Source organism: Flavobacterium panici (genome assembly GCF_903819335.1).
Classification (GTDB): domain Bacteria; phylum Bacteroidota; class Bacteroidia; order Flavobacteriales; family Flavobacteriaceae; genus Flavobacterium; species Flavobacterium panici.
This window is the reverse complement of sequence record NZ_CAIJDE010000017.1, coordinates 60,532-79,175: the sequence shown is the minus strand read 5'-3', so window position 1 is coordinate 79,175 and position 18,644 is coordinate 60,532. Positions and strand designations below refer to the sequence as shown.

Annotated in this window: 22 protein-coding genes; 8 read left to right on the top strand and 14 right to left on the bottom strand. The window is 32.9% G+C overall.

Annotated features, from left to right (window positions below):
- The 6 genes from FLAPXU55_RS00480 to FLAPXU55_RS00455 all read left to right on the top strand — a co-directional run bounded on the left by FLAPXU55_RS00480 (window position 1) and on the right by FLAPXU55_RS00455 (window position 4,292).
- The gene (locus FLAPXU55_RS00480; RefSeq protein WP_180855960.1) at window positions 1-465 is read left to right on the top strand and encodes an O-acetyl-ADP-ribose deacetylase; all 465 of its coding nucleotides are present in this window, start codon (window positions 1-3) and stop codon (window positions 463-465) included.
- Window positions 466-597: 132 nt separating this feature from the next.
- Entirely contained in the window at window positions 598-1,068 is a 471-nt protein-coding gene (locus tag FLAPXU55_RS00475) for a macro domain-containing protein (protein ID WP_180855958.1), read from the top strand.
- A gap of 14 nt (window positions 1,069-1,082) precedes the next feature.
- Entirely contained in the window at window positions 1,083-1,631 is a 549-nt protein-coding gene (locus FLAPXU55_RS00470; protein ID WP_180855957.1) for an RNA 2'-phosphotransferase, read from the top strand.
- Window positions 1,628-2,362, top strand: a complete 735-nt coding sequence (locus FLAPXU55_RS00465; RefSeq protein WP_180855955.1) for a metallophosphoesterase family protein — start codon at window positions 1,628-1,630, stop codon at window positions 2,360-2,362. Before FLAPXU55_RS00470 ends, FLAPXU55_RS00465 begins: the two co-directional genes overlap by 4 nt.
- Before the next feature lie 2 nt (window positions 2,363-2,364).
- The gene (locus tag FLAPXU55_RS00460; protein ID WP_053473402.1) at window positions 2,365-2,826 is read left to right on the top strand and encodes a nucleoside 2-deoxyribosyltransferase domain-containing protein; all 462 of its coding nucleotides are present in this window, start codon (window positions 2,365-2,367) and stop codon (window positions 2,824-2,826) included.
- Window positions 2,823-4,292, top strand: coding sequence for a nicotinate phosphoribosyltransferase (locus tag FLAPXU55_RS00455; protein WP_180855953.1), 1,470 nt, complete (start codon window positions 2,823-2,825; stop codon window positions 4,290-4,292). Before FLAPXU55_RS00460 ends, FLAPXU55_RS00455 begins: the two co-directional genes overlap by 4 nt.
- 262 nt (window positions 4,293-4,554) lie before the next feature.
- On the opposite strand, the gene nadD is transcribed toward FLAPXU55_RS00455, so the two are convergent.
- The 5 genes from nadD to FLAPXU55_RS00430 all read right to left on the bottom strand — a co-directional run bounded on the left by nadD (window position 4,555) and on the right by FLAPXU55_RS00430 (window position 7,744).
- Complete coding sequence (gene nadD, locus FLAPXU55_RS00450) at window positions 4,555-5,136, bottom strand: nicotinate (nicotinamide) nucleotide adenylyltransferase (protein ID WP_180855951.1); 582 nt, start codon at window positions 5,134-5,136, stop codon at window positions 4,555-4,557.
- A 110-nt stretch (window positions 5,137-5,246) separates the two neighbouring features.
- Entirely contained in the window at window positions 5,247-5,819 is a 573-nt protein-coding gene (gmk, locus tag FLAPXU55_RS00445; protein ID WP_053473399.1) for a guanylate kinase, read from the bottom strand.
- 76 nt (window positions 5,820-5,895) lie between these two features.
- A complete protein-coding gene (locus FLAPXU55_RS00440) occupies window positions 5,896-6,279 on the bottom strand; it encodes a hypothetical protein (protein WP_180855949.1) in 384 nt (127 codons plus the stop codon).
- A gap of 55 nt (window positions 6,280-6,334) precedes the next feature.
- Window positions 6,335-7,195, bottom strand: coding sequence for a YicC/YloC family endoribonuclease (locus FLAPXU55_RS00435; protein WP_180855948.1), 861 nt, complete (start codon window positions 7,193-7,195; stop codon window positions 6,335-6,337).
- A gap of 201 nt (window positions 7,196-7,396) precedes the next feature.
- A complete protein-coding gene (locus tag FLAPXU55_RS00430; RefSeq protein ID WP_180855946.1) occupies window positions 7,397-7,744 on the bottom strand; it encodes an arsenate reductase family protein in 348 nt (115 codons plus the stop codon).
- 79 nt (window positions 7,745-7,823) lie between these two features.
- Between FLAPXU55_RS00430 and FLAPXU55_RS00425 the strand changes: the two genes are divergently transcribed.
- Window positions 7,824-8,279, top strand: a complete 456-nt coding sequence (locus FLAPXU55_RS00425) for a DinB family protein (RefSeq protein WP_180855944.1) — start codon at window positions 7,824-7,826, stop codon at window positions 8,277-8,279.
- A gap of 40 nt (window positions 8,280-8,319) precedes the next feature.
- Here the strand turns inward: FLAPXU55_RS00425 and FLAPXU55_RS00420 are convergent, their stop codons facing one another.
- The 6 genes from FLAPXU55_RS00420 to FLAPXU55_RS00395 all read right to left on the bottom strand — a co-directional run bounded on the left by FLAPXU55_RS00420 (window position 8,320) and on the right by FLAPXU55_RS00395 (window position 15,318).
- Window positions 8,320-8,808, bottom strand: coding sequence for a septal ring lytic transglycosylase RlpA family protein (locus FLAPXU55_RS00420; RefSeq protein WP_180855942.1), 489 nt, complete (start codon window positions 8,806-8,808; stop codon window positions 8,320-8,322).
- Window positions 8,809-8,898: 90 nt separating this feature from the next.
- On the bottom strand, window positions 8,899-9,321 hold the full coding sequence (locus FLAPXU55_RS00415) for a hypothetical protein (RefSeq protein ID WP_053473393.1): 423 nt from the start codon (window positions 9,319-9,321) through the stop codon (window positions 8,899-8,901).
- A gap of 107 nt (window positions 9,322-9,428) precedes the next feature.
- Window positions 9,429-12,173, bottom strand: a complete 2,745-nt coding sequence (locus FLAPXU55_RS00410) for a TonB-dependent receptor (protein WP_180855941.1) — start codon at window positions 12,171-12,173, stop codon at window positions 9,429-9,431.
- Window positions 12,174-12,495: 322 nt separating this feature from the next.
- Window positions 12,496-14,139: a glucose-6-phosphate isomerase gene (gene pgi, locus FLAPXU55_RS00405; protein ID WP_180855939.1), complete on the bottom strand. Its 1,644-nt coding sequence runs from the start codon at window positions 14,137-14,139 to the stop codon at window positions 12,496-12,498.
- A gap of 119 nt (window positions 14,140-14,258) precedes the next feature.
- Window positions 14,259-14,747, bottom strand: a complete 489-nt coding sequence (locus FLAPXU55_RS00400) for a lipocalin-like domain-containing protein (RefSeq protein ID WP_180855938.1) — start codon at window positions 14,745-14,747, stop codon at window positions 14,259-14,261.
- 10 nt (window positions 14,748-14,757) lie between these two features.
- Entirely contained in the window at window positions 14,758-15,318 is a 561-nt protein-coding gene (locus FLAPXU55_RS00395; protein WP_180855936.1) for a short chain dehydrogenase, read from the bottom strand.
- A gap of 95 nt (window positions 15,319-15,413) precedes the next feature.
- On the opposite strand from FLAPXU55_RS00395, the gene FLAPXU55_RS00390 reads away from it, so the two are divergent.
- Window positions 15,414-16,259, top strand: coding sequence for an AraC family transcriptional regulator (locus tag FLAPXU55_RS00390; protein ID WP_180855934.1), 846 nt, complete (start codon window positions 15,414-15,416; stop codon window positions 16,257-16,259).
- Window positions 16,260-16,272: 13 nt separating this feature from the next.
- Here FLAPXU55_RS00390 and FLAPXU55_RS00385 read toward each other — a convergent pair whose 3' ends face one another.
- Genes FLAPXU55_RS00385 through FLAPXU55_RS00375 form a run of 3 tightly spaced genes read right to left on the bottom strand, consistent with a single transcriptional unit; the run spans window position 16,273 to window position 18,629 of the window.
- Window positions 16,273-16,719: a hypothetical protein gene (locus tag FLAPXU55_RS00385; RefSeq protein ID WP_180855932.1), complete on the bottom strand. Its 447-nt coding sequence runs from the start codon at window positions 16,717-16,719 to the stop codon at window positions 16,273-16,275.
- A gap of 47 nt (window positions 16,720-16,766) precedes the next feature.
- Window positions 16,767-17,387, bottom strand: a complete 621-nt coding sequence (locus FLAPXU55_RS00380) for a hypothetical protein (RefSeq protein ID WP_180855930.1) — start codon at window positions 17,385-17,387, stop codon at window positions 16,767-16,769.
- A 21-nt stretch (window positions 17,388-17,408) separates the two neighbouring features.
- Window positions 17,409-18,629, bottom strand: coding sequence for a M23 family metallopeptidase (locus FLAPXU55_RS00375; RefSeq protein ID WP_053473385.1), 1,221 nt, complete (start codon window positions 18,627-18,629; stop codon window positions 17,409-17,411).
- Window positions 18,630-18,644: the final 15 nt, after the last annotated feature.

Genomic DNA, 18,644 nt, shown 5'->3' with positions numbered 1-18,644 from the left:
ATGATTTTAGAACTTCTAAAAGCAGATATAACAGAGATTCAGGTTGATGCGATTGTAAATGCTGCAAACACTTCTTTACTTGGCGGTGGCGGAGTTGATGGCGCGATTCACAGAAAAGGAGGAAAAGTGATCTTGGATGAATGTATTCAGATTCGAAATAAGCAAGGCGGCTGCAAAACGGGTGAAGCGGTTATAACAACCGCAGGAAATCTGCCTTCTAAATATGTTATTCATACTGTTGGTCCGGTTTGGAATGGCGATAAAGAAGAGAAATCAAAATTGTTAGCCGACTGTTATAAAAATAGTTTAAACCTTGCTATTCAAAACGGAATAAAAACAATCGCTTTCCCGAATATTAGTACTGGGATTTATCATTTTCCGAAAGATAAAGCAGCAGAAATAGCAATAAGAACGGTAAAAGATTTTGAAAGAATTTCAGAAATAGAAAAGGTAATTTTTGTCTGATTCGATGATGAAAATTATCAGATTTACAAAAACATTTTATAGATGTTCCATAGGAATATCTCATCGGTAGAATAAGATGTTATCAGGTTGTATTTACGTTCCGTAGGAACGTTTGATTAAAATAGATATAAAATGAAAGATATTCAATATATAAAAGGAGATGCAACATCGCCGCAAACATTAGGAAACAAGATAATTGTACATGTTTGCAATGATATTGGCGGATGGGGAAAAGGATTTGTTATGGCTATCTCAAAAAAATGGAAAGAACCAGAAACCCAATATAGAGAATGGTTCAGATCAAAAGATAATTTTGAATTAGGAAAAGTGCAGTTTGTTCAGGTTGAAGAAGATTTATGGGTAGCAAATCTAATTGGACAGCACAAAATAAATAAAGATGAAAACGGAGGCGCTCCAATACGATACAACGCCATTGAAGAAGGATTAAAAGCAGTTTCTGATTTTGCAGAAAAAAATAATGCTTCTGCTCACATGCCTAGAATTGGTTGTGGTTTGGCTGGAGGAAAGTGGGAAATGATTGAACCAATTATTCTCAAAACACTTTCGAGTAATGATATTGAAGTCGTTGTATATGACTTCTAGAAAAAATAATAATAATGAATGAAAATACAGCAAAAACAGTAAGTAAATTTCTAAGTTTAGTACTTAGACATTCACCGGAAAAAATCGGATTAAAACTAGATGAAAACGGCTGGGCAGATGTAGAAGAATTAATTTTGAAATGTTCCCAAAAAGGAAACAAATTAGATAAAGTTCTTTTAGATTATGTGGTAGAAAACAATGATAAAAAACGTTTCGCTTATAACGAAGATGAAACCAAAATCCGTGCGAGTCAGGGACATTCTATTTCGGTTGAATTGAATTTAGCAGAAACAGAACCTTCAGAATATTTATATCACGGAACCGTTGGAAAGTTTATGGAAAACATCCAGAAAGAAGGTTTGAAAAAAATGAGCCGTCAGCACGTACATCTTTCCAAAGACAAAGAAACGGCAATAAAAGTAGGAAGCAGACGTGGAGTTCCTCAAATTTTAACCGTTAGAAGCGGAGCAATGCACAGAGACGGATTCAAGTTTTATTTGTCTGAAAATAACGTTTGGTTGACAGATGAAGTTCCGGCAAAGTATATCGAATTTAAATCATGAAAAGAACTTTAGTTTTTGGAGATATTCACGGCGGATTAAAAGCATTAATTCAGTTATTAGAAAGAATTGATTATTCCCAAAATGACAGATTTATTTTTCTGGGGGATTATGTCGATGGCTGGAGCGAATCAAAACAATTAATTGATTTTCTTATAGATTTATCCCAAAAACAAGAATGTATTTTTATAAAAGGAAATCATGATGCCTGGTGTCAGGAATGGTTAGAAAAAGATATCATAAATGATATTTGGTTTCTGCATGGAGGAAAATCGACGATAGAAAGTTATACCGATATTGAGTCTTCGGAAAAAGAAAAACATCTTCATTTTTTCAACTCTATGAAAGATTACTTTGTAGATGATGAAAATAATAATTTGTTTATTCACGCTGGTTTTTCATCCATGCACGGACCAGAAAAAGAACATTACAAAACAAACTATTCTTGGGACAGAACACTTTGGGAAATGGCTTTGACAATGGACAAGAGAATCAAAAAAGATTCACTTTCGTATCCAAAAAGATTATTACTTTATAATGAAATTTATATCGGTCACACACCAACGCTTCATTATAATATTGAAGTGCCAATGCAAGGCTGTAATGTGTGGAATATTGATACCGGAGCTGGTTTTTATGGAAAATTAACCTGTATTTATGTTGAAACAAAGGAATTTTGGCAGAGTGATGCAGTACAAACGTTTTATCCAGCTGAAAAAGGAAGAAATAAATAGCCATGAAGAAAATTTATAAAGCACCAGAAGAAATTCCTTTGCAAATTGATTTAAAAACCGTTTTCTTAGCAGGTTCTATAGAGATGGATAAAGCTATTAACTGGCAGAAAAGATGTGAAGAATTGCTGCAAGATCAATTCGTTATTTTTAATCCAAGAAGAAACGAGTGGGACAGCAGCTGGTCGCAAACGATAGAAAATATTCATTTTAAGGAACAAGTAAGTTGGGAACTTCAGGCGCTTGAAAGAGCAGATATTATTATCATGTATTTTGCAGGAGATACAATGTCACCAATATCGTTACTGGAGTTTGGACTTTATGCACAATCGCATAAAATGAAAGTAGTTGTCGAAGAAAATTTTTGGCGTAAAGGAAATATTGATATCGTATGCGAAAGATATTCGGTAGAACAATTTAAAACATTAGAAGAGTTAATTCAAAATTTATTAAATAAAAATATATGAACCCATTACTATTAACCGACGGTTACAAAGTTGACCACAGAAGACAATACCCAGATAATACCACTTTAGTTTATTCTAACTGGACGCCTCGTAAATCAAGAATTGAAGATCTTGATGAAGTTGTGTTTTTTGGATTGCAGTATTTTATTAAAAAATATATCATTCACGATTTTGAACAATATTTCTTCAAACAGCCAAAAGAAGAAGTAGTTAAGAAATATTCTAGAAGAATTAATAACTATTTAGGCGAAAACCAAGTTGGAACAAAACATATCGAAGATTTACATGATTTAGGATATATTCCGATGGTTTTTAAAGCTTTGCCAGAAGGAGCAAGCGTTCCATTGCGAGTTCCAATGTTTACGATGTATAATACAATTCCTGAGTTTTTCTGGTTGACGAATTATTTTGAAACATTGCTTTCAGCAGTAATCTGGCTTCCTTGTAACTCTGCAACAATTGCAAAAGAATACAGAAAAGTATTGGATAAATATGCCGATGAAACTTCTTCTGTTCCTGAATTTGTAGATTGGCAGGCGCACGATTTTTCTATGCGTGGTATGGGTGGAATCGAAGCGGCAGTAACTTCTGCAGCCGGACATTTATTAAGTTTTACAGGATCAGATACAATTCCGGCAATTGATTTCTTAGAAGAATATTACAAAGCCAATTCAGATTCAGAATTAGTTGCAGGTTCAGTTGCCGCTACAGAGCATTCTGTAATGTGTATGGGAACAACAGAAGGCGAATATGAAACCTTCAAAAGATTAATTACAGAAGTGTATCCAAAAGGAATTGTTTCTATTGTTTCTGATACCTGGGATTTATGGAAGGTTTTAACCGATTATTTACCGCGTCTAAGAGAAGATATTGTTTCTAGAGAAGGCAAAGTAGTAATTCGTCCTGATAGTGGTGATCCGGTTGATATTATCTGCGGAAATCCAAACGGAAAAACAGAACAGGAAAAGAAAGGTGTAATTGAATTGCTTTGGGATGTTTTTGGTGGTTCTGTTAATGAAAAAGGCTATAAAGAATTAGTTCCTCAAATTGGGGCAATTTATGGCGACAGTATTACCGTAGCAAGAGCGACTCAAATTTGCGAAAGATTAAAAGAAAAAGGATTTGCATCTACAAACGTAGTTTTAGGAATTGGTTCTTTTACGTATCAATATAATACCAGAGATACTTTCGGATTTGCGATGAAAGCAACTTACGGGGAAGTAAAAGGTGAGGGAAGAGCCATCTTCAAAGATCCGATTACGGATGACGGAACTAAAAAATCGGCTAAAGGATTGATGAAAATCGATTTAATCGACGGGAAGTATCATTTAACTGATAATGTTTCTTGGGAAGAAGAAAAACAAGGCGAATTGAAAGAAGTTTTCAGAGATGGAAAACTTTTAGTAGATCAATCTCTAAGTGAAATCAGAACCCGAGTAAAAAGTGAAGTTAACGTTGAAGCATAAATAAAAAAGCCTGAATTTAAATTCAGGCTTTTTTATTGGATTTATTAATGAAGCGAGACCTTTGTCAAAGTTTTAAACTTTGACAAAGGTTTTTCCTTTTCCAGAGAAATCAATTGCCTCCAGTTTTAACTGGAGGTTAGAGAATAGATTGGGAATAGGGCTTTAGCCAAATATTCAATTTTGGCTAAAGCCCTAAGTTGTTAAATTAAAAAACCTCCAGCTAAAGCTGGAGGCTATTCATTATTTTTTAAATTCAAATTTTTTACTTCTTATAAAAATTATTGTGATCAATATATTCCCAAACTTTCGGCGGTAACAAAGGCTGAATATTTTTGCCTTCTTTAATGCTGTTTCGAATAAAAGTGGAAGAGATTTCTACAATTGGTGCATCGATTACATGAATTTTTGGATGCGATTTTAATTCTATATTTTCAGGTTCATCAGAAATTCTCGGATAAACATAAATATCATGATTTTCAAGAATCACTTCGTAGTTTCTCCATTTATGAAGCGTTTTCAGATTGTCTTCTCCCATAATTAAAGAAAATTCATGATTGGGATTTTTTTCCTGTAAATGTGCTAAAGTAATTACGGTATAATTTGGCTGTGGTAATTTAAACTCAATATCCGAAGGTTTGATTTTCGGATAATCCTCAGTTGCCAGATAAACCATTTGCAAACGATGATGATCATCAAGCAGAGTAGCTTTCTTTTTTAACGGATTATGAGGCGTAACGACCATCCAAATCTGATCTAAATCTGCAAACTCAGCCATGTGATTGGCAATGATCAAATGACCAACATGAATGGGATTATATGTTCCGAAATAAAGACCTATTTTCATTTTTTAAAGTTTCTCAGAGATTCGCTAAGATAGCACAAAGATTCGCAAAGTTTAATTAGAACTCTGCGAATCTCTGTGATTTTTTCTTTGTGAATCTCTGCGGAATAAAATTACTTATTTACAAAATCCTTAACCAATTGATGCGCTTCTTCTAAAGCAACTGGTAAATCATAGTTTTTGATAATCACGTCAAATTGTGGCGCAGTGGCTAATTCTACAGACGCTTTTGCAATACGCATATTGATTTTATCGTCGCTTTCTGTAGAACGCTCTTTTAAGCGGCGTTTAAGTTCGTCTACGCTTGGAGGTTTTACAAAAACAGCTAAAGTTTGTTCCGGAAATTTATGTTTAATACGTAAACCACCTGCAACATCAATGTCAAAAATTACATTTTTCCCTAAAGCCCAGATTCTTTCAATTTCAGATTTTAATGTACCGTAAAAGTTATCGCGGTAAACTTCTTCCCATTCCAGAAAATCTTCAGCTTTAATATGTTTTTTGAATTCTTCCAGCGAAATAAAATAATAATCTTTTCCGTGGACTTCTTCTCCGCGTGGGTCACGTGAAGCTGCAGAGATCGAAAATTCAAGATTTAAATCTTCTTGCCCTAATAAGTGTTTTACTATAGTTGTTTTCCCCGATCCAGAAGGTGCCGAAAAAACAATTAATTTTCCTTTGTTCATTATGTATGCTTTAGGCTTTAGGCAATATGCTTTAAGCTTTAATTTGTATGTTGTTTAGTTTTTAGGCCGTAGTTATTTATTCTATTTTTTCATAAGTTGTCGAGCATCCTTCGTCACATAGAATTGTATAATCAGCTGATACGGGTTGTAAATACATTTTCTCAGAATCGCTTTCGTCTTGATGATAGATATAGTAGATTTCTTCGTTAGGGAAAATGATATGTAATCTATTTTCTGAAATTTCATATTTCCCTTTATTTTTAAGATCATCACTTATGATATTCCCTTTTTCAAAAACAAGTTCATTTCCATCCTCAATATCTGTCCGATACATTTTGGCTCCATCACTGCCGCTTGATTCTATTGCTTTCCATTTTCCTATTAAGGTGAATTCTTTTTTTTGAAATTTGCAACTAGTAGTGGAAATTATTATGATTAAGAATAGAATTAATTTTTTCATAAACTTTAAGGAATGAATACTACAAATAAGTTGATTTTAAAATAACTTCTAAAAGTTATAACACATTTAAAACCTGTTCCTTAATTTTCTCTAATTCATCTTTCATCATCACCACCAGCTTCTGCATTTGCGCATGATTCGATTTTGAACCCATGGTATTAATTTCACGACCCATTTCCTGAGTAATAAAACCTAATTTTCGGCCATTTGCTTCGCTTCCTCCTAAGGTTTCGATGAAATAGTCTAAATGATTCGTTAAGCGAACTTTTTCTTCGGTGATATCTAATTTTTCAAGATAATAGATTAATTCCTGTTCGAAACGATTTTCATCAACATTAACCTGTAATTCTGCAATTGCGGTTTGTAAACGATCTTTTATTGCCTGAACGCGTTCTGGATCAAGTGCCAAAGCATCATTCATATATTGACGAATATTACCAATTCGAAGATTAAATTCTTTTTCAAGAGATTCGCCTTCGTCTTTTCTAAAACTTAAAATGTTTTGTAAAGCCTCATCTATGATAACCTGAATCTGCTCCCAATCGTTTTCATCGATTTCTTCGCGTTCTGTTTTTAATGTGTCAGGCATACGAACTGCCATTTTCATTAGTTCCGTTTCATCAGCATCAGCATAAACCTCTCTCAATTGTGCTATATAATTTTTCACAACAGGCACATTTACTTTCGTCGAAGTTTGTTCTGCAGTACTTTCTACATAGATTGCAAAATCAATTTTCCCTCTTTCCAGTCTTGTTGAGATTTGAGTTCTTAAACCTAATTCCATTTCACGGTAAACCGATGGCATTCTTACGTTTAAATCTAAACCTTTACTGTTTAAGGATTTTACTTCGACTGTGATTTTTTTTGTAGGCAATTGCAAAGAAGCTTTGCCAAACCCTGTCATAGATTGTATCATATAATTGAGTATAAAGGCGCAAAGATAAATAAAAGTTTGCAGTGTTATGATGTAAAATACTATTCTGTAAGGTATAGAGGTATTTAAAGTTTTTTTGCCACGAATTTCACGAATTTACACTAATATAATTTCACAGTTTGAGACTTAACAAGCCTAAATAAAATTCGTGTAAATTCGTGAAATTAGCGGCAGAAAAAAAAACTAACTCAAAGCCTGAATAACTTCAGCTACATTTTTCTGGCTGTTGCCAATGTAAATCTTACCATCAATAATAAAAACCGGACGGCTTAGAAATGTATAATGTTCCAAGATGTAATTTTTAAAATCAGCTTCGGTCAATGATTTGTTTTTTAAATCCATTGATTTGTATAACTGTGCTTTTCTGCTGAATAAAGCTTCGTAACTTCCTGAAAGTTTATACATTTCTTCTAATTCAGCTTCAGTAATTGGATCTTGTTTGATATCGTGAAAAACCAAATTGTTTTTCGGAAGACTTTTGATGATTTTACGACAAGTGTCACAAGAGGCTAAATAATATATTTTGTTCATGTTTTTTCAAATTTGTTAGACTACAAAGAAAATTCATTTGAAACTTAAAATTGTCTAATTTTAGAAAAAAAATAAAATTATGAGTTCAGTTTTTGAAACACAAAAGACTATTAGGGAAATCCTTGTAAAAATTTTAGACCATCATTCATTGGAACAATTAAATAAAATCCCGGACGGATTTAAAAATAATTTGATTTGGAACATCGGACATTGTATCGCTTCGCAGCAAATTCTAGTCTATAAATTATCAGGTCTGCCTTTGCAGGTTTCAGATGAACTTATTGCCAAATATTCAAAAGGAACAAAACCGGAAGCAGATGTTTCGCAGGAAGAAGTGAATGAAATTAGAGATTTGCTTACCCAAACTCTCCTTCAAACAGAAAGAGATTATAATGATAATGTTTTTACTAATTATAATCAATACACGACCAGTATGGGTTTTGATCTCAAAAATGTTCAGGACGCATTAGATTTTGTGAGTTATCACGAAGGAATTCATACCGGAATCATAATGGGTATTAAGAAATTTATCTAAAAATGAAAATCCCGTTCTGAAATTTCAGAACGGGATTTTTTTATTCTATTATTCTTTCGATTGTTACTTTCATCGCACCGGCACCCTTGTGCTTTGTAATTTCCATAAACGCTCGTTTTGAAAGATCTATTTCGCGGGTTTTTACAAATGGGCCGCGATCTGTTATTTTTACAATTACAAATTTTCCGTTTGCTTCATTCGTTACTTTAACTCTTGTTCCAAAGGGAAGTTTTTTGTGTGCGGCGGTATATTTGTTGTTGTTAAATCTGCTGCCGTCAGCTGTTTTTCTACCATTAAAACGATCTGCATAGTAGGAAGCATGTGCCGTTTTTTTGTATAGTTTTAATTTTAAACCGTTGTCTGTAAATACAGAATCAGTTGGGATTGCAATAATGTTTGGTCTGGCATTTTTTACAGTGTCTTGAGGTACTTTGGGATCAATTACTGGCTTTGTTTGACTTATTACGTAGGTAAAACAACTCAAAAAAGTTATTGCAAATGCGGTAAGTATAAAGTTTTTTTTACTCATGGTTTATTTTTTTTCAGACTTGGGGAGTTTGTACAAATAATATGCCGAGATAAAAAAAGCCCTTTTTTGGAGGGCTTTAATTGGTATTTTCTAGAACCAAAGGTTCCACGGAATTCTACTTAAAATAAGTATTAATCCTAATCCGTAATAAATAGCAAAGGTTTTATGTTTCGCCTCACTATTAATTAGTTTTTTATGTTTTGACCATCCAATAGTAATTAAAACTATAGCAATTAGGTTAATAAGCGGATGTTCTAATGAAGTTAATCGTAATGCGGCATTAGACATTTGACCAAAAGAATCTTTTCCTAATGGAGACACAAAATAAAGGATTAATCCAATCAATAATTGTGTATGGGTTCCAATTAAGGCAAATAAAGATATTTTGCGGTCTTTTGCTGTAAATTCTTTTTTAGAAGTCAAGCCGATAACAGCGTTTATTACTGCAAACAATAAAAGCAGTAAAGCTAGATATGCCCAGCCCGAATGAAGCTTTTGAATAAAATGATACATAAACTGTGTTTTTTTGTTAAAAACAAATATAGCAAAATTGGTCAAAAAAAAACGGCATTAAACTTAAAAGTCAATGCCGTTTATAGTATTTATTTAGATTCTAAATATTAGAAATCGTAACGTAAAGCAAAGTTCCAAGTTCTACCGAAACCGAAGTATACTTGGTTTGTAGTAGCAATACCTTTGTATGTTGGAACAGTAGGGACATCAGCTGCAAATATATTTGTTTTAGCTTCAGCAATGTAAGTGTAATCAAAAACGTTGTTAACGTTTAATCTGAAACCTACCGAGTTGTCTTTGTTTTTACCAACTAACCATTTGTAAGATAATCCAGCATCAGCTGTACCATAAGAAGGCAATTGTAATGACCCTCTGTTAGTTGCAGAAGTAAAGTTTCCTGGAGAAATTGCAGCATATAACTTATCATTGTAGAAATAGTTTGCATCAACAGTAAAACGAGGTAGGATTTCGTAAATTGCTCCTAACGCTGCAGTTGTTTGAGCAGCATCTCCAACTCTTACACCGTCAAGGTATAATGTTATAGGAGTTCCTCCACCGATAGGATTGTTTCCTGAGTCGTAACGATTACTTGTACTTGTTCCGTCATATTTCCAATCTCCAATAGAAAACATTCCAGTAAGAGTAAGTTTGTCAAGAACTTTTGCAGTAGCGTCAAACTCTATACCTGAGTGAATTTCTGTAATTCCAGCGAAATCAAAGTAACCTCCAGGATTGTCAGCAGCTCCGTCATTTTGTCTTTGGTATCTGTCTTTCCATGAAGTACGGTAAAAGTTTAAGTTTGCAGTAAACATTTGTGTACGTAAACCATAACCAGCCTCAATACCGAAGATTTTCTCATTTGTTAAATTACCATTTACTAATGAAGCGTTGTTTGGGTAAACAGCATTAAAGAATGGTTGTTTTGAGTAGTATCCTGAGTTAACAAAAACGTTATGGTGCTCGTTGATGTTGTAGTTAACACCACCTTTTACGTTACCACCTAAGATGTTCTCGTAATCTGTACTTGCCAACGGAGTTCCAGCTTGATATTTGAAATAATCAACTCTTTTGAATCCTTGTTGAGAAAGTGCACCTTGCACGAATGCAGTAAATTTATCTGTAGAATACTCTAATTGAGTAAATCCACCATACCATCTTACATCACCATCATTGTTGAAGTTGATTTTTTCTTCTTTGTCAGTATCTTTAAATACATTCCAAGAAGCGTATGTAGAATATGTATTTGTTAAAACTCTGTTTGGATTGTTTACATCAAAGTTATCAATGTAAGAATTAGCCCCTAATAAGTTGTTTATGTTTTGGTAGTGAAGACCTTTGTATCCTCTAACGTCAACTCCTAAATCCCAAGTTAAATGATCAGAGAATTTTTTGTTGAAGTTTACGATTGCACCGTACCAGTTATGAGAGTTAACTGATGAAATTTGAGAAATACCAGTTGTAGAGTTTGTTAAACTTCCAGTAGCAGAACTGTTTTGGAATTGTCCGCTTGTACCGTTAGTTGTACGAGTGTAATTAGTACCATTAATGTTTACTGTTTGTCCTGAGTTGTAAGCAACAATTTTGTCAAAATCAACTAAACCGTCCGCAGTTCTGAATGCGTTATTAGCATAGTTAAAACCTCTAATACCACCAGCTCCTCTAGAACCTCCTCCACGTCCGAAAGAAACGTAAGCTACAGTAGATAATTTTGAAGTTTCGTTAATGTTCCAATCATAATTTAATGAAACAACTGGCTTGTGGTAGTAGTTTCTTACCATATTAAATGATTCTCCATTTTTATAACCCCAATCAGAGTTATATTTAATGTTTGGATCAGACTCTGTACCATATTTTTGGTATTGAGCTATAGTAATAAATGTAGATCTTTGATCGTGCCATTGTGGAGCACCAGTAACTGTAAATTGGAAATCGTGCTTGTTATTTTTTGTAGTATAACCAAGAGCTATATAGTAGTTATCTCCGTTAAATTTAGTTCCATCAACGTATCCATCACCTTGTGTATGGCTATATAAAACTGAAGCAGAGAATCCGCTGTCTAATTTTCCTGTATTGTAAGAAACGTTAGATTTGAAGAAATTATCGTTACCAAAAGAAGTACCAACAGTACCGCCTTGTTTCAAATCTGAAGCTTTGGTTACGTAGTTCATAGTACCCCCAACAGAAGCAATAGCTAATTTTGAAGATCCTAAACCTCTTTGTACTTGGATGAAAGAAGTAACGTCAGATAAACCTGCCCAGTTACTCCAGTATACAGCTCCGTTTTCCATATCGTTAACCGGCATACCGTTTACCATTACGGCAACGTTATTTTGGCTAAATCCACGAACTGTAATTCTTGAATCTCCAAAACCACCACCAGATTTAGTTACGTAAACAGATGGAGTGCTTTTTAACATTTCAGGAATCTCTTGATTTCCTAATTTTGCCTGAATTTCAGCTGCTTTAATTGTAGAAACTGCCACAGGTGTTTTTCTGTCTTTCGCAATATCTACAGTAGTACTTTTTACAACGATTTCACTTAATTCGTTTGAATTAGAAGCTAAAACGATTGTTCCTAAGTTTGTAGAACCATTTACTGTGAATTTCACAGTTTGGCTTTGATAACCTAAGTAAGAGATAACGATTTCTCCCGTACTTGTTGCAGATTCGATAGTGAATTTACCATCAAAATCTGTTGAAGTCGCTGCGCTAGATCCTTTGATCACAACGTTAGCGCCTGGTAATGAACCTGTACCATCTGTAATAGTACCAGTCACTTTTCCTTGAGAAAATACGGTTGAAACTATCATAAAAAATAGTCCAGTAAGTAACCAATTTTTCATTTTCTTCATTTGTTCTTGAGTTTATTGTTTTTGGCAAAATTATAACAATTAAATCAGATAATGTTATCAAAATGTTAAGAAAAATAAGTTTTACGGTTTGTGCTGCACATTAAAATGAATATTTCTGTTTTCTTTAAACAAAATAACGATTTATTGAATTTAAGTATTCGTATTTTGTTAAAATAATAATATTTCAATGGGTGTTGTAGCGCTATACTTGCAATTATTCGTAAAAAAAAGATCATATGTGGCTAATTTATACGAAAAAACGCCTTAATTTTTATAAATCAAGGCGTTTTCAGATTGTTAAGAAAAATGTTTCTATTTATTCTTATTTATTCTTCAAAAAGTGGTTTAACAAAAATGAAGTTGAACTATCGTGACTTTTTACTGTTTTAGAATTGATCTCATCTAAAATTGAATTTGCCAATTGTTTTCCTAATTCAACTCCCCATTGGTCAAAACTAAAAATGTTCCAGATAACACCCTGAACAAAAATCTTATGTTCATATAAAGCAATTAATGAACCTAAAGATTTAGGAGTCAATTTTTGAATCAAAATTGTATTGGTTGGTTTGTTTCCAGTGAAAACTTTAAATGGTCGTAAATAAGAAGCTTTGTCTGCAGATAAACCTTGTTTGTCAAATTCAGCCTGAACTTGTGCTTCAGTTTTTCCGTTTAATAAAGCTTCTGTCTGAGCAAAAAAGTTTGACATCAATTTGTTATGATGATCTTCGTTTCCGTAAAGAGGTTTTACAAATCCAATAAAATCTGTTGGGATTATTTTTGTTCCCTGATGAATTAATTGGAAGAATGCATGTTGCGAATTTGTTCCCGGCTCTCCCCAAATAATGGTTCCGGTTTGGTAATTAACAGGTTTTCCGTCGCGGCCAACACTTTTTCCGTTACTTTCCATAGTTGCCTGCTGCAAATACGGAGCTAATTTTGATAAATATTGTGTGTACGGAATCAAAGCTTCACTTTCGGCACCAAAGAAATTATTATACCAAACGCTTAACAATGCTAAAATTACCGGAATGTTTTGGTCAAATTCAGCCGATTTAAAATGTTCGTCAGTTTCATTTGCTCCAACTAATAATTGGTTATAATTATCAAAACCAATTGCCAAAGCTATGCTTAAACCAACAGCGCTCCAAAGAGAAAATCTTCCTCCAACCCAGTCCCACATCGGGAAAACGTTGTTCGGATTAATTCCGAATTCTGTTACTTTTTGGATATTAGTTGAAACCGCCACAAAATGTTTTGCAACATCTTCCTGAGAAGCTGATTTCAAGAACCATTCTCTGATAGTTTCAGAATTTGATAAAGTTTCCTGTGTTGTAAAAGTTTTAGAAACAATTAAAAATAATGTTGTTTCAGGATTCAGTTTTTTAATAATCTCGTTTACGTGGTCACCATCAACATTCGAAACGAAATGTGTGTTCAGGTGATTTTTGTAAAATTGTAAAGCTTCAACCGCCATAACCGGACCAAGATCAGAACCTCCAATTCCAATATTTACAATGTCAGTAAAAGCTTTTCCTGTAAAACCTTTTCTTTCTCCAGAAATAACTTCGTGAGTGAAGTTTTTGATTTTGTTTTTTACTTCATAAACTTCTGGAATTACGTTTTCTCCATCAACATTAATAATTGCTGATTCCGGAGCACGTAAAGCGGTATGTAAAACGGCTCTGTTTTCAGTTTGATTGATTAATTCTCCTCCAAAATATTGAGCAATCGCATCTTTTAATCCAATTGAATTTGCTAATTCTAATAAAAGAGAAAGCGTTTCTGGTGTAATATTGTTTTTAGAATAATCAACTAAAAAATCATTCCATTGTAAGTTGAATTTTTCAGCACGCGCATTATCCTGCTGAAATAATTCTTGTATCGTAGTTCCGTGAATTGCGTTATAGTGGTTTTGCAGATTTTTCCACGCTTCAGTCCCGGTTGGGTTTGTTGTGTTTAAAGCCATTTTTATTTTATTATTGAGATTGTTTTTTTTAGAAACACAAAAATACTGAAATAACTTTTAAAAGGGTAACGCTTCATGATTATATAACAATAAGTTGCGAAAACGTTTTTTGATCTGCATCACAATTTTTTCCAGACAACTTCTGCCGTGACTGATTTTCCTCCTTGCGTTGTATTGGTTACAACATATTTAAGTTCGTTATTTATCAAAGTATAAGATCGCTTTTGAATTGTTCCTTCCCAGTTTGGAAATGAAGCCGTTTTTATTTTAAAAGTAATAATCTTATTTGCTTCGTCAATTTCAAATTCGCCAAAATGCGAATTACTTCCTTGCACAATTGCCGCATTTTCTTCGGGAGTGCATTTGTTTTTATCGCCCGAAATTATTTTAGACCTTTCATTTTTATATATCTGAATGGCATAATTTCCTTTTTCATCAAAAAATAAAGTGCCCTTTGGATTTATATCGTACGGAAGGGTTTTTGTTCCGTCAGAGTTTTTGTTTTCAACCGAAACCAAAGTCCATGAGCCTAAAAAATCAGATTTCGTTTTTTGTGCAATTGCCGAATTTAAAACGAATAGTAATAATAGCAAAGTTGTGTTTTTCATCTTTAAAATTTTAATAGTTTACTTTAATAATTTCTCCATTTATATTTTCTTCAATACCTTTTGCATAAGCATTTATTAGATCTTCCGCCGGAATGTCTGAAATCTTTGCCGGACTAATGGCATTTATCCTAATTCCTCTTTCTAATTCCAGCGAAGCCGAAAGCACAAAACTGTTAATTCCGCCATTTACAATTGCTTTACTAATATTATTCTTCACAGGTTTATCGCCCATCTTTCCCGAAGTCAATATAAATGATCCGTTATCGTTTAAATATTTTTGTCCAATTAAAACCAGATTTACCTGACCCAATAATTTGTTTTTGATACCAATATTTAATTTTTCTTCGTCAAGCGAATGTAAATCTCCTGTATAACAATCGCCCGCAACACAAATACAGGAATCAATATTTTTGACTTCTTCGAATAATTTTTCTATCGAATTTGAATCTGATAAATCGATTTTAAAATCACCGCTGTTTCTTCCTGCCGAAATAATTTCATGATTTTTTGACAGAGCCGGATTTAGTATTTTGCCAATTTCTCCATTAGCTCCAATTAAAAGTATTCTCATTTTTGTAGATTTTAGTTTGTTATCTGAAACAAAATTAAGAGGTTAGCTTCCGCAGAAAATTGTACTAATTGGTACTAAAATTGTATTTTAGCCTAATGACAAACAAGAATTTATATCTTCCTTTTGAAGTTGATTTTAAAGAATTAGAACAGTTCCCGAAAACAATTCGGAAGAACAATTTCTTTGAATTGATTTATGTGGTTGACGGAACGGGAATTCAGGTTATTAATGATAATACATTTCAATATCGAAAAGGAAATCTATTTCTGGTAACGCCGCAAGATGTTCATTCGTATGAAATTACAACGCCAACAAAATTCTTTTTTCTTCGGTTTAATGAATATTATATCAAAGAAAATTCTCAAAATGGACAAAGTGAAACTATTTTGCGAATGGAATATATTCTTCAAAATGCAAGCCATCGTCCCGGCTGTATTCTAAAAAACACAATTGACAAACCTTTAATTGCTTCGCTGATTGAAAGTATAATTCAGGAACTAAACAATCAGCAGATTTATCACCAAAAAATTATTGAGCAAATTGTAAATACTATAATTACAATTGTTGCGAGAAATATTGCCTTAAAACTTCCGAAGAATATTAAAGAAACAACGGGAGAAATGGTTTTGGAAATACTACATTATATTCAGGAAAACATCTACAATCCAAAACAATTAAAAGCAGAAAGAGTAAGTGAGCATTTTAATATTTCTCTTAATTATTTAGGGAAATATTTTAAGAAACAAACTGGCGAAACGCTGCAGGAATATATTGCAAACTATAAATTAAGATTGATTGAAGCCAGACTTTTAAACAGCGATATGCGCATTAACGAAATTGCAGACGAATTAAATTTTTCCGACGAAAGTCATTTAAATAAAGTTTTTAGAAAACATAAAGGAATGAATCCGTCTGAGTTTAGGAAGAAGTTTTGCAAGTGATTTTTTGTAAAAATTAATTTGGAAGGTTTTTGATATTGATAATTTCAATTTTATTCTCGCCATTCCATTTGTGCATTACGAAAGTATTTAACTCATGTAATTTTCCATTTTTAGATCTGGCAGTAAAAATTCTTCTAAAACCTCTCACGTATCTAAATCTTTTTAGAGGAACATCATTTACTAAAATGACAGGTAGAACTTCTAATTCAGTCTTTTTAAAATATTCATTAAAAGAGATAGGTCTTTCCGAGTTTAATTGATAGCCTATTTTTTGAAAATCATCTTTTACAAAATCAAGTATTTTTTTTCTTCTTTTTAAGAATAATTTTAAACTTACAAAAGCTATAAAAAAAGGAAGAAGTAAAAAAGGAAGTTCAAATAAAGCACCAATTGTAATACTGCCAAAAAACCAAAGGAATACAATACATAATTCGATTAGTATATCTTTTATTGAAACCATTTAGAATATTTGAGGTTTTATATTTAACGAGATTCTATTGATTTTGATTACCAAATCTTCCACCAAGGCTTTTTATTAACTTCAATAGTTTTTTTCTCGATATTGATTTCGATTCTTTTTGGTGATTCAACTTTAATCTTCGAATCGTCAAAAAAGAATTCTCCGTTATCACTCATTCCGAGAGGAGATTTTGTTCTTTCTTTCCAGCTTTCCGTTTGTAATTCCGGAACTAAAGCTAAGTGAATTTTAGATTCAAATTTTCTCCTTGCTTTTTCTATAATCTCATCTTCCAGATTTGATGATGAATTTTTTAAAAGTAAAATTGAATTGTCTGGAATGTTTAAAAGAAAAACTTGTGTTTGGTTACCAATTTTCTGAATATCCAATACTTTAAAATAAGCAATCGTGTCTAAAAGAAAATGACCAATTTTTGCCGAGTCAGGATTGAATTTCGATAAATCTTTGGCATGAGCACTTGCAATTAAGTACCTGAAATTGCCAGAAAGTCCGCCGCCAATAGAAGTCATATCGGTAAAACCTTTTTCCTGAATTATTTGCCCAATTTTATAATTTGAAATTAAATTATCAGGCAGATCAGTATCTCTGTAATATAATTTTAAGCCTGAAAAAGTATCGTTGTAAATTGATTTTAGACGTGAATTTTTCATTCGGCTTTTGATTACAGATATTTACAAATTCCCAATACTATCTAACTCTCTTTTCAAAGGTTCGATTTGTTTAAAGAAACGGGTTTTATCATTTCCGGTTAAAGATTCTCCGGTTGGCAAATTCAATCGAAGCGCATCTACCTGAACACCATTTTTCCAGAAACGGTAACAAACGTGAGGGCCAGAAGCTAAACCTGTACTTCCAACTAAACCAATTGTTTGTCCTTGCGTAACGCGTTGTCCGCGGCGCACTAAAATTCTGGACATGTGTAAATATTGAGTTGAATAAGTTCCGTTGTGTTTTACTTTTACAAAGTTTCCGTTTCCTGCCGTATATCCGGTTGCTTCAACCACTCCAGATGCCGTTGTTGAAATTGGCGTTCCGGTTGGAGCCGCATAATCTGTTCCTTTGTGTGCTTTCCAGGTATGCTGAACCGGGTGAAACCTGTTCATAGTAAATCTGGAAGTGATTCGGCTGAATTTAATTGGAGTTTTTAAGAAGAAGTTTTTTAGTGTTTTTCCTTCATCATCATAATATTCAATTTTTCCCGAAAGAGTATCTTTTTCGAAAGGAAAAGCATAAACGATTTTTCCTTTATATTCAAAAAAAGCAGCTTCAAGATCTTCAACTCCGTCATATGTTTTTCCGTTTATAAAACGTTCTGTAAAAATTAAACCGTAACGATCACCTTTTTTAAGTTTGAAGAAGTCAATTGACCAGGAAAACACTTTTGTAATTCTGCTGGCAAGTGCAGTTTCTACATCTTCATCTCCTAAAGTTTCAGACAATGAAGTTTTTAAAACACCGCCAATAATTTTTCTTTTTAAAGTAACCGGTTTTATTTTTTTATAGGCTTTTGCAATGCTGTCTCGTAAATCGATTACATAATAAGTTAAAGCATCTGGCTGATAAATAAAAACCTGAAGATTATTTGTTTTATTTTTTGAACGAAGTAATGTAAAAGGTTTGTTGTAACGAATAGTTCTTACATCAAAAGTGTCTTTAACCTGTTCAACAATGTCGTATACTTTTTTGTCGCCAATATTTTGACTCTGCAAAATAGACCCAAAAGAATCTCCTTTGGAAATAGTATCATTAACAACATTAAAATCAGCGTAATTAAAACCAAACTCTACTTTTTTGGTTTTTGGTTTTGTAATTTTAATTTCAACTTTTTCCTCTGTTTTAGTACACGAAAATATTGAAAATAATACTATTATAATTACGAATGCTTTTTTCAAACTCTTAATTTTTTT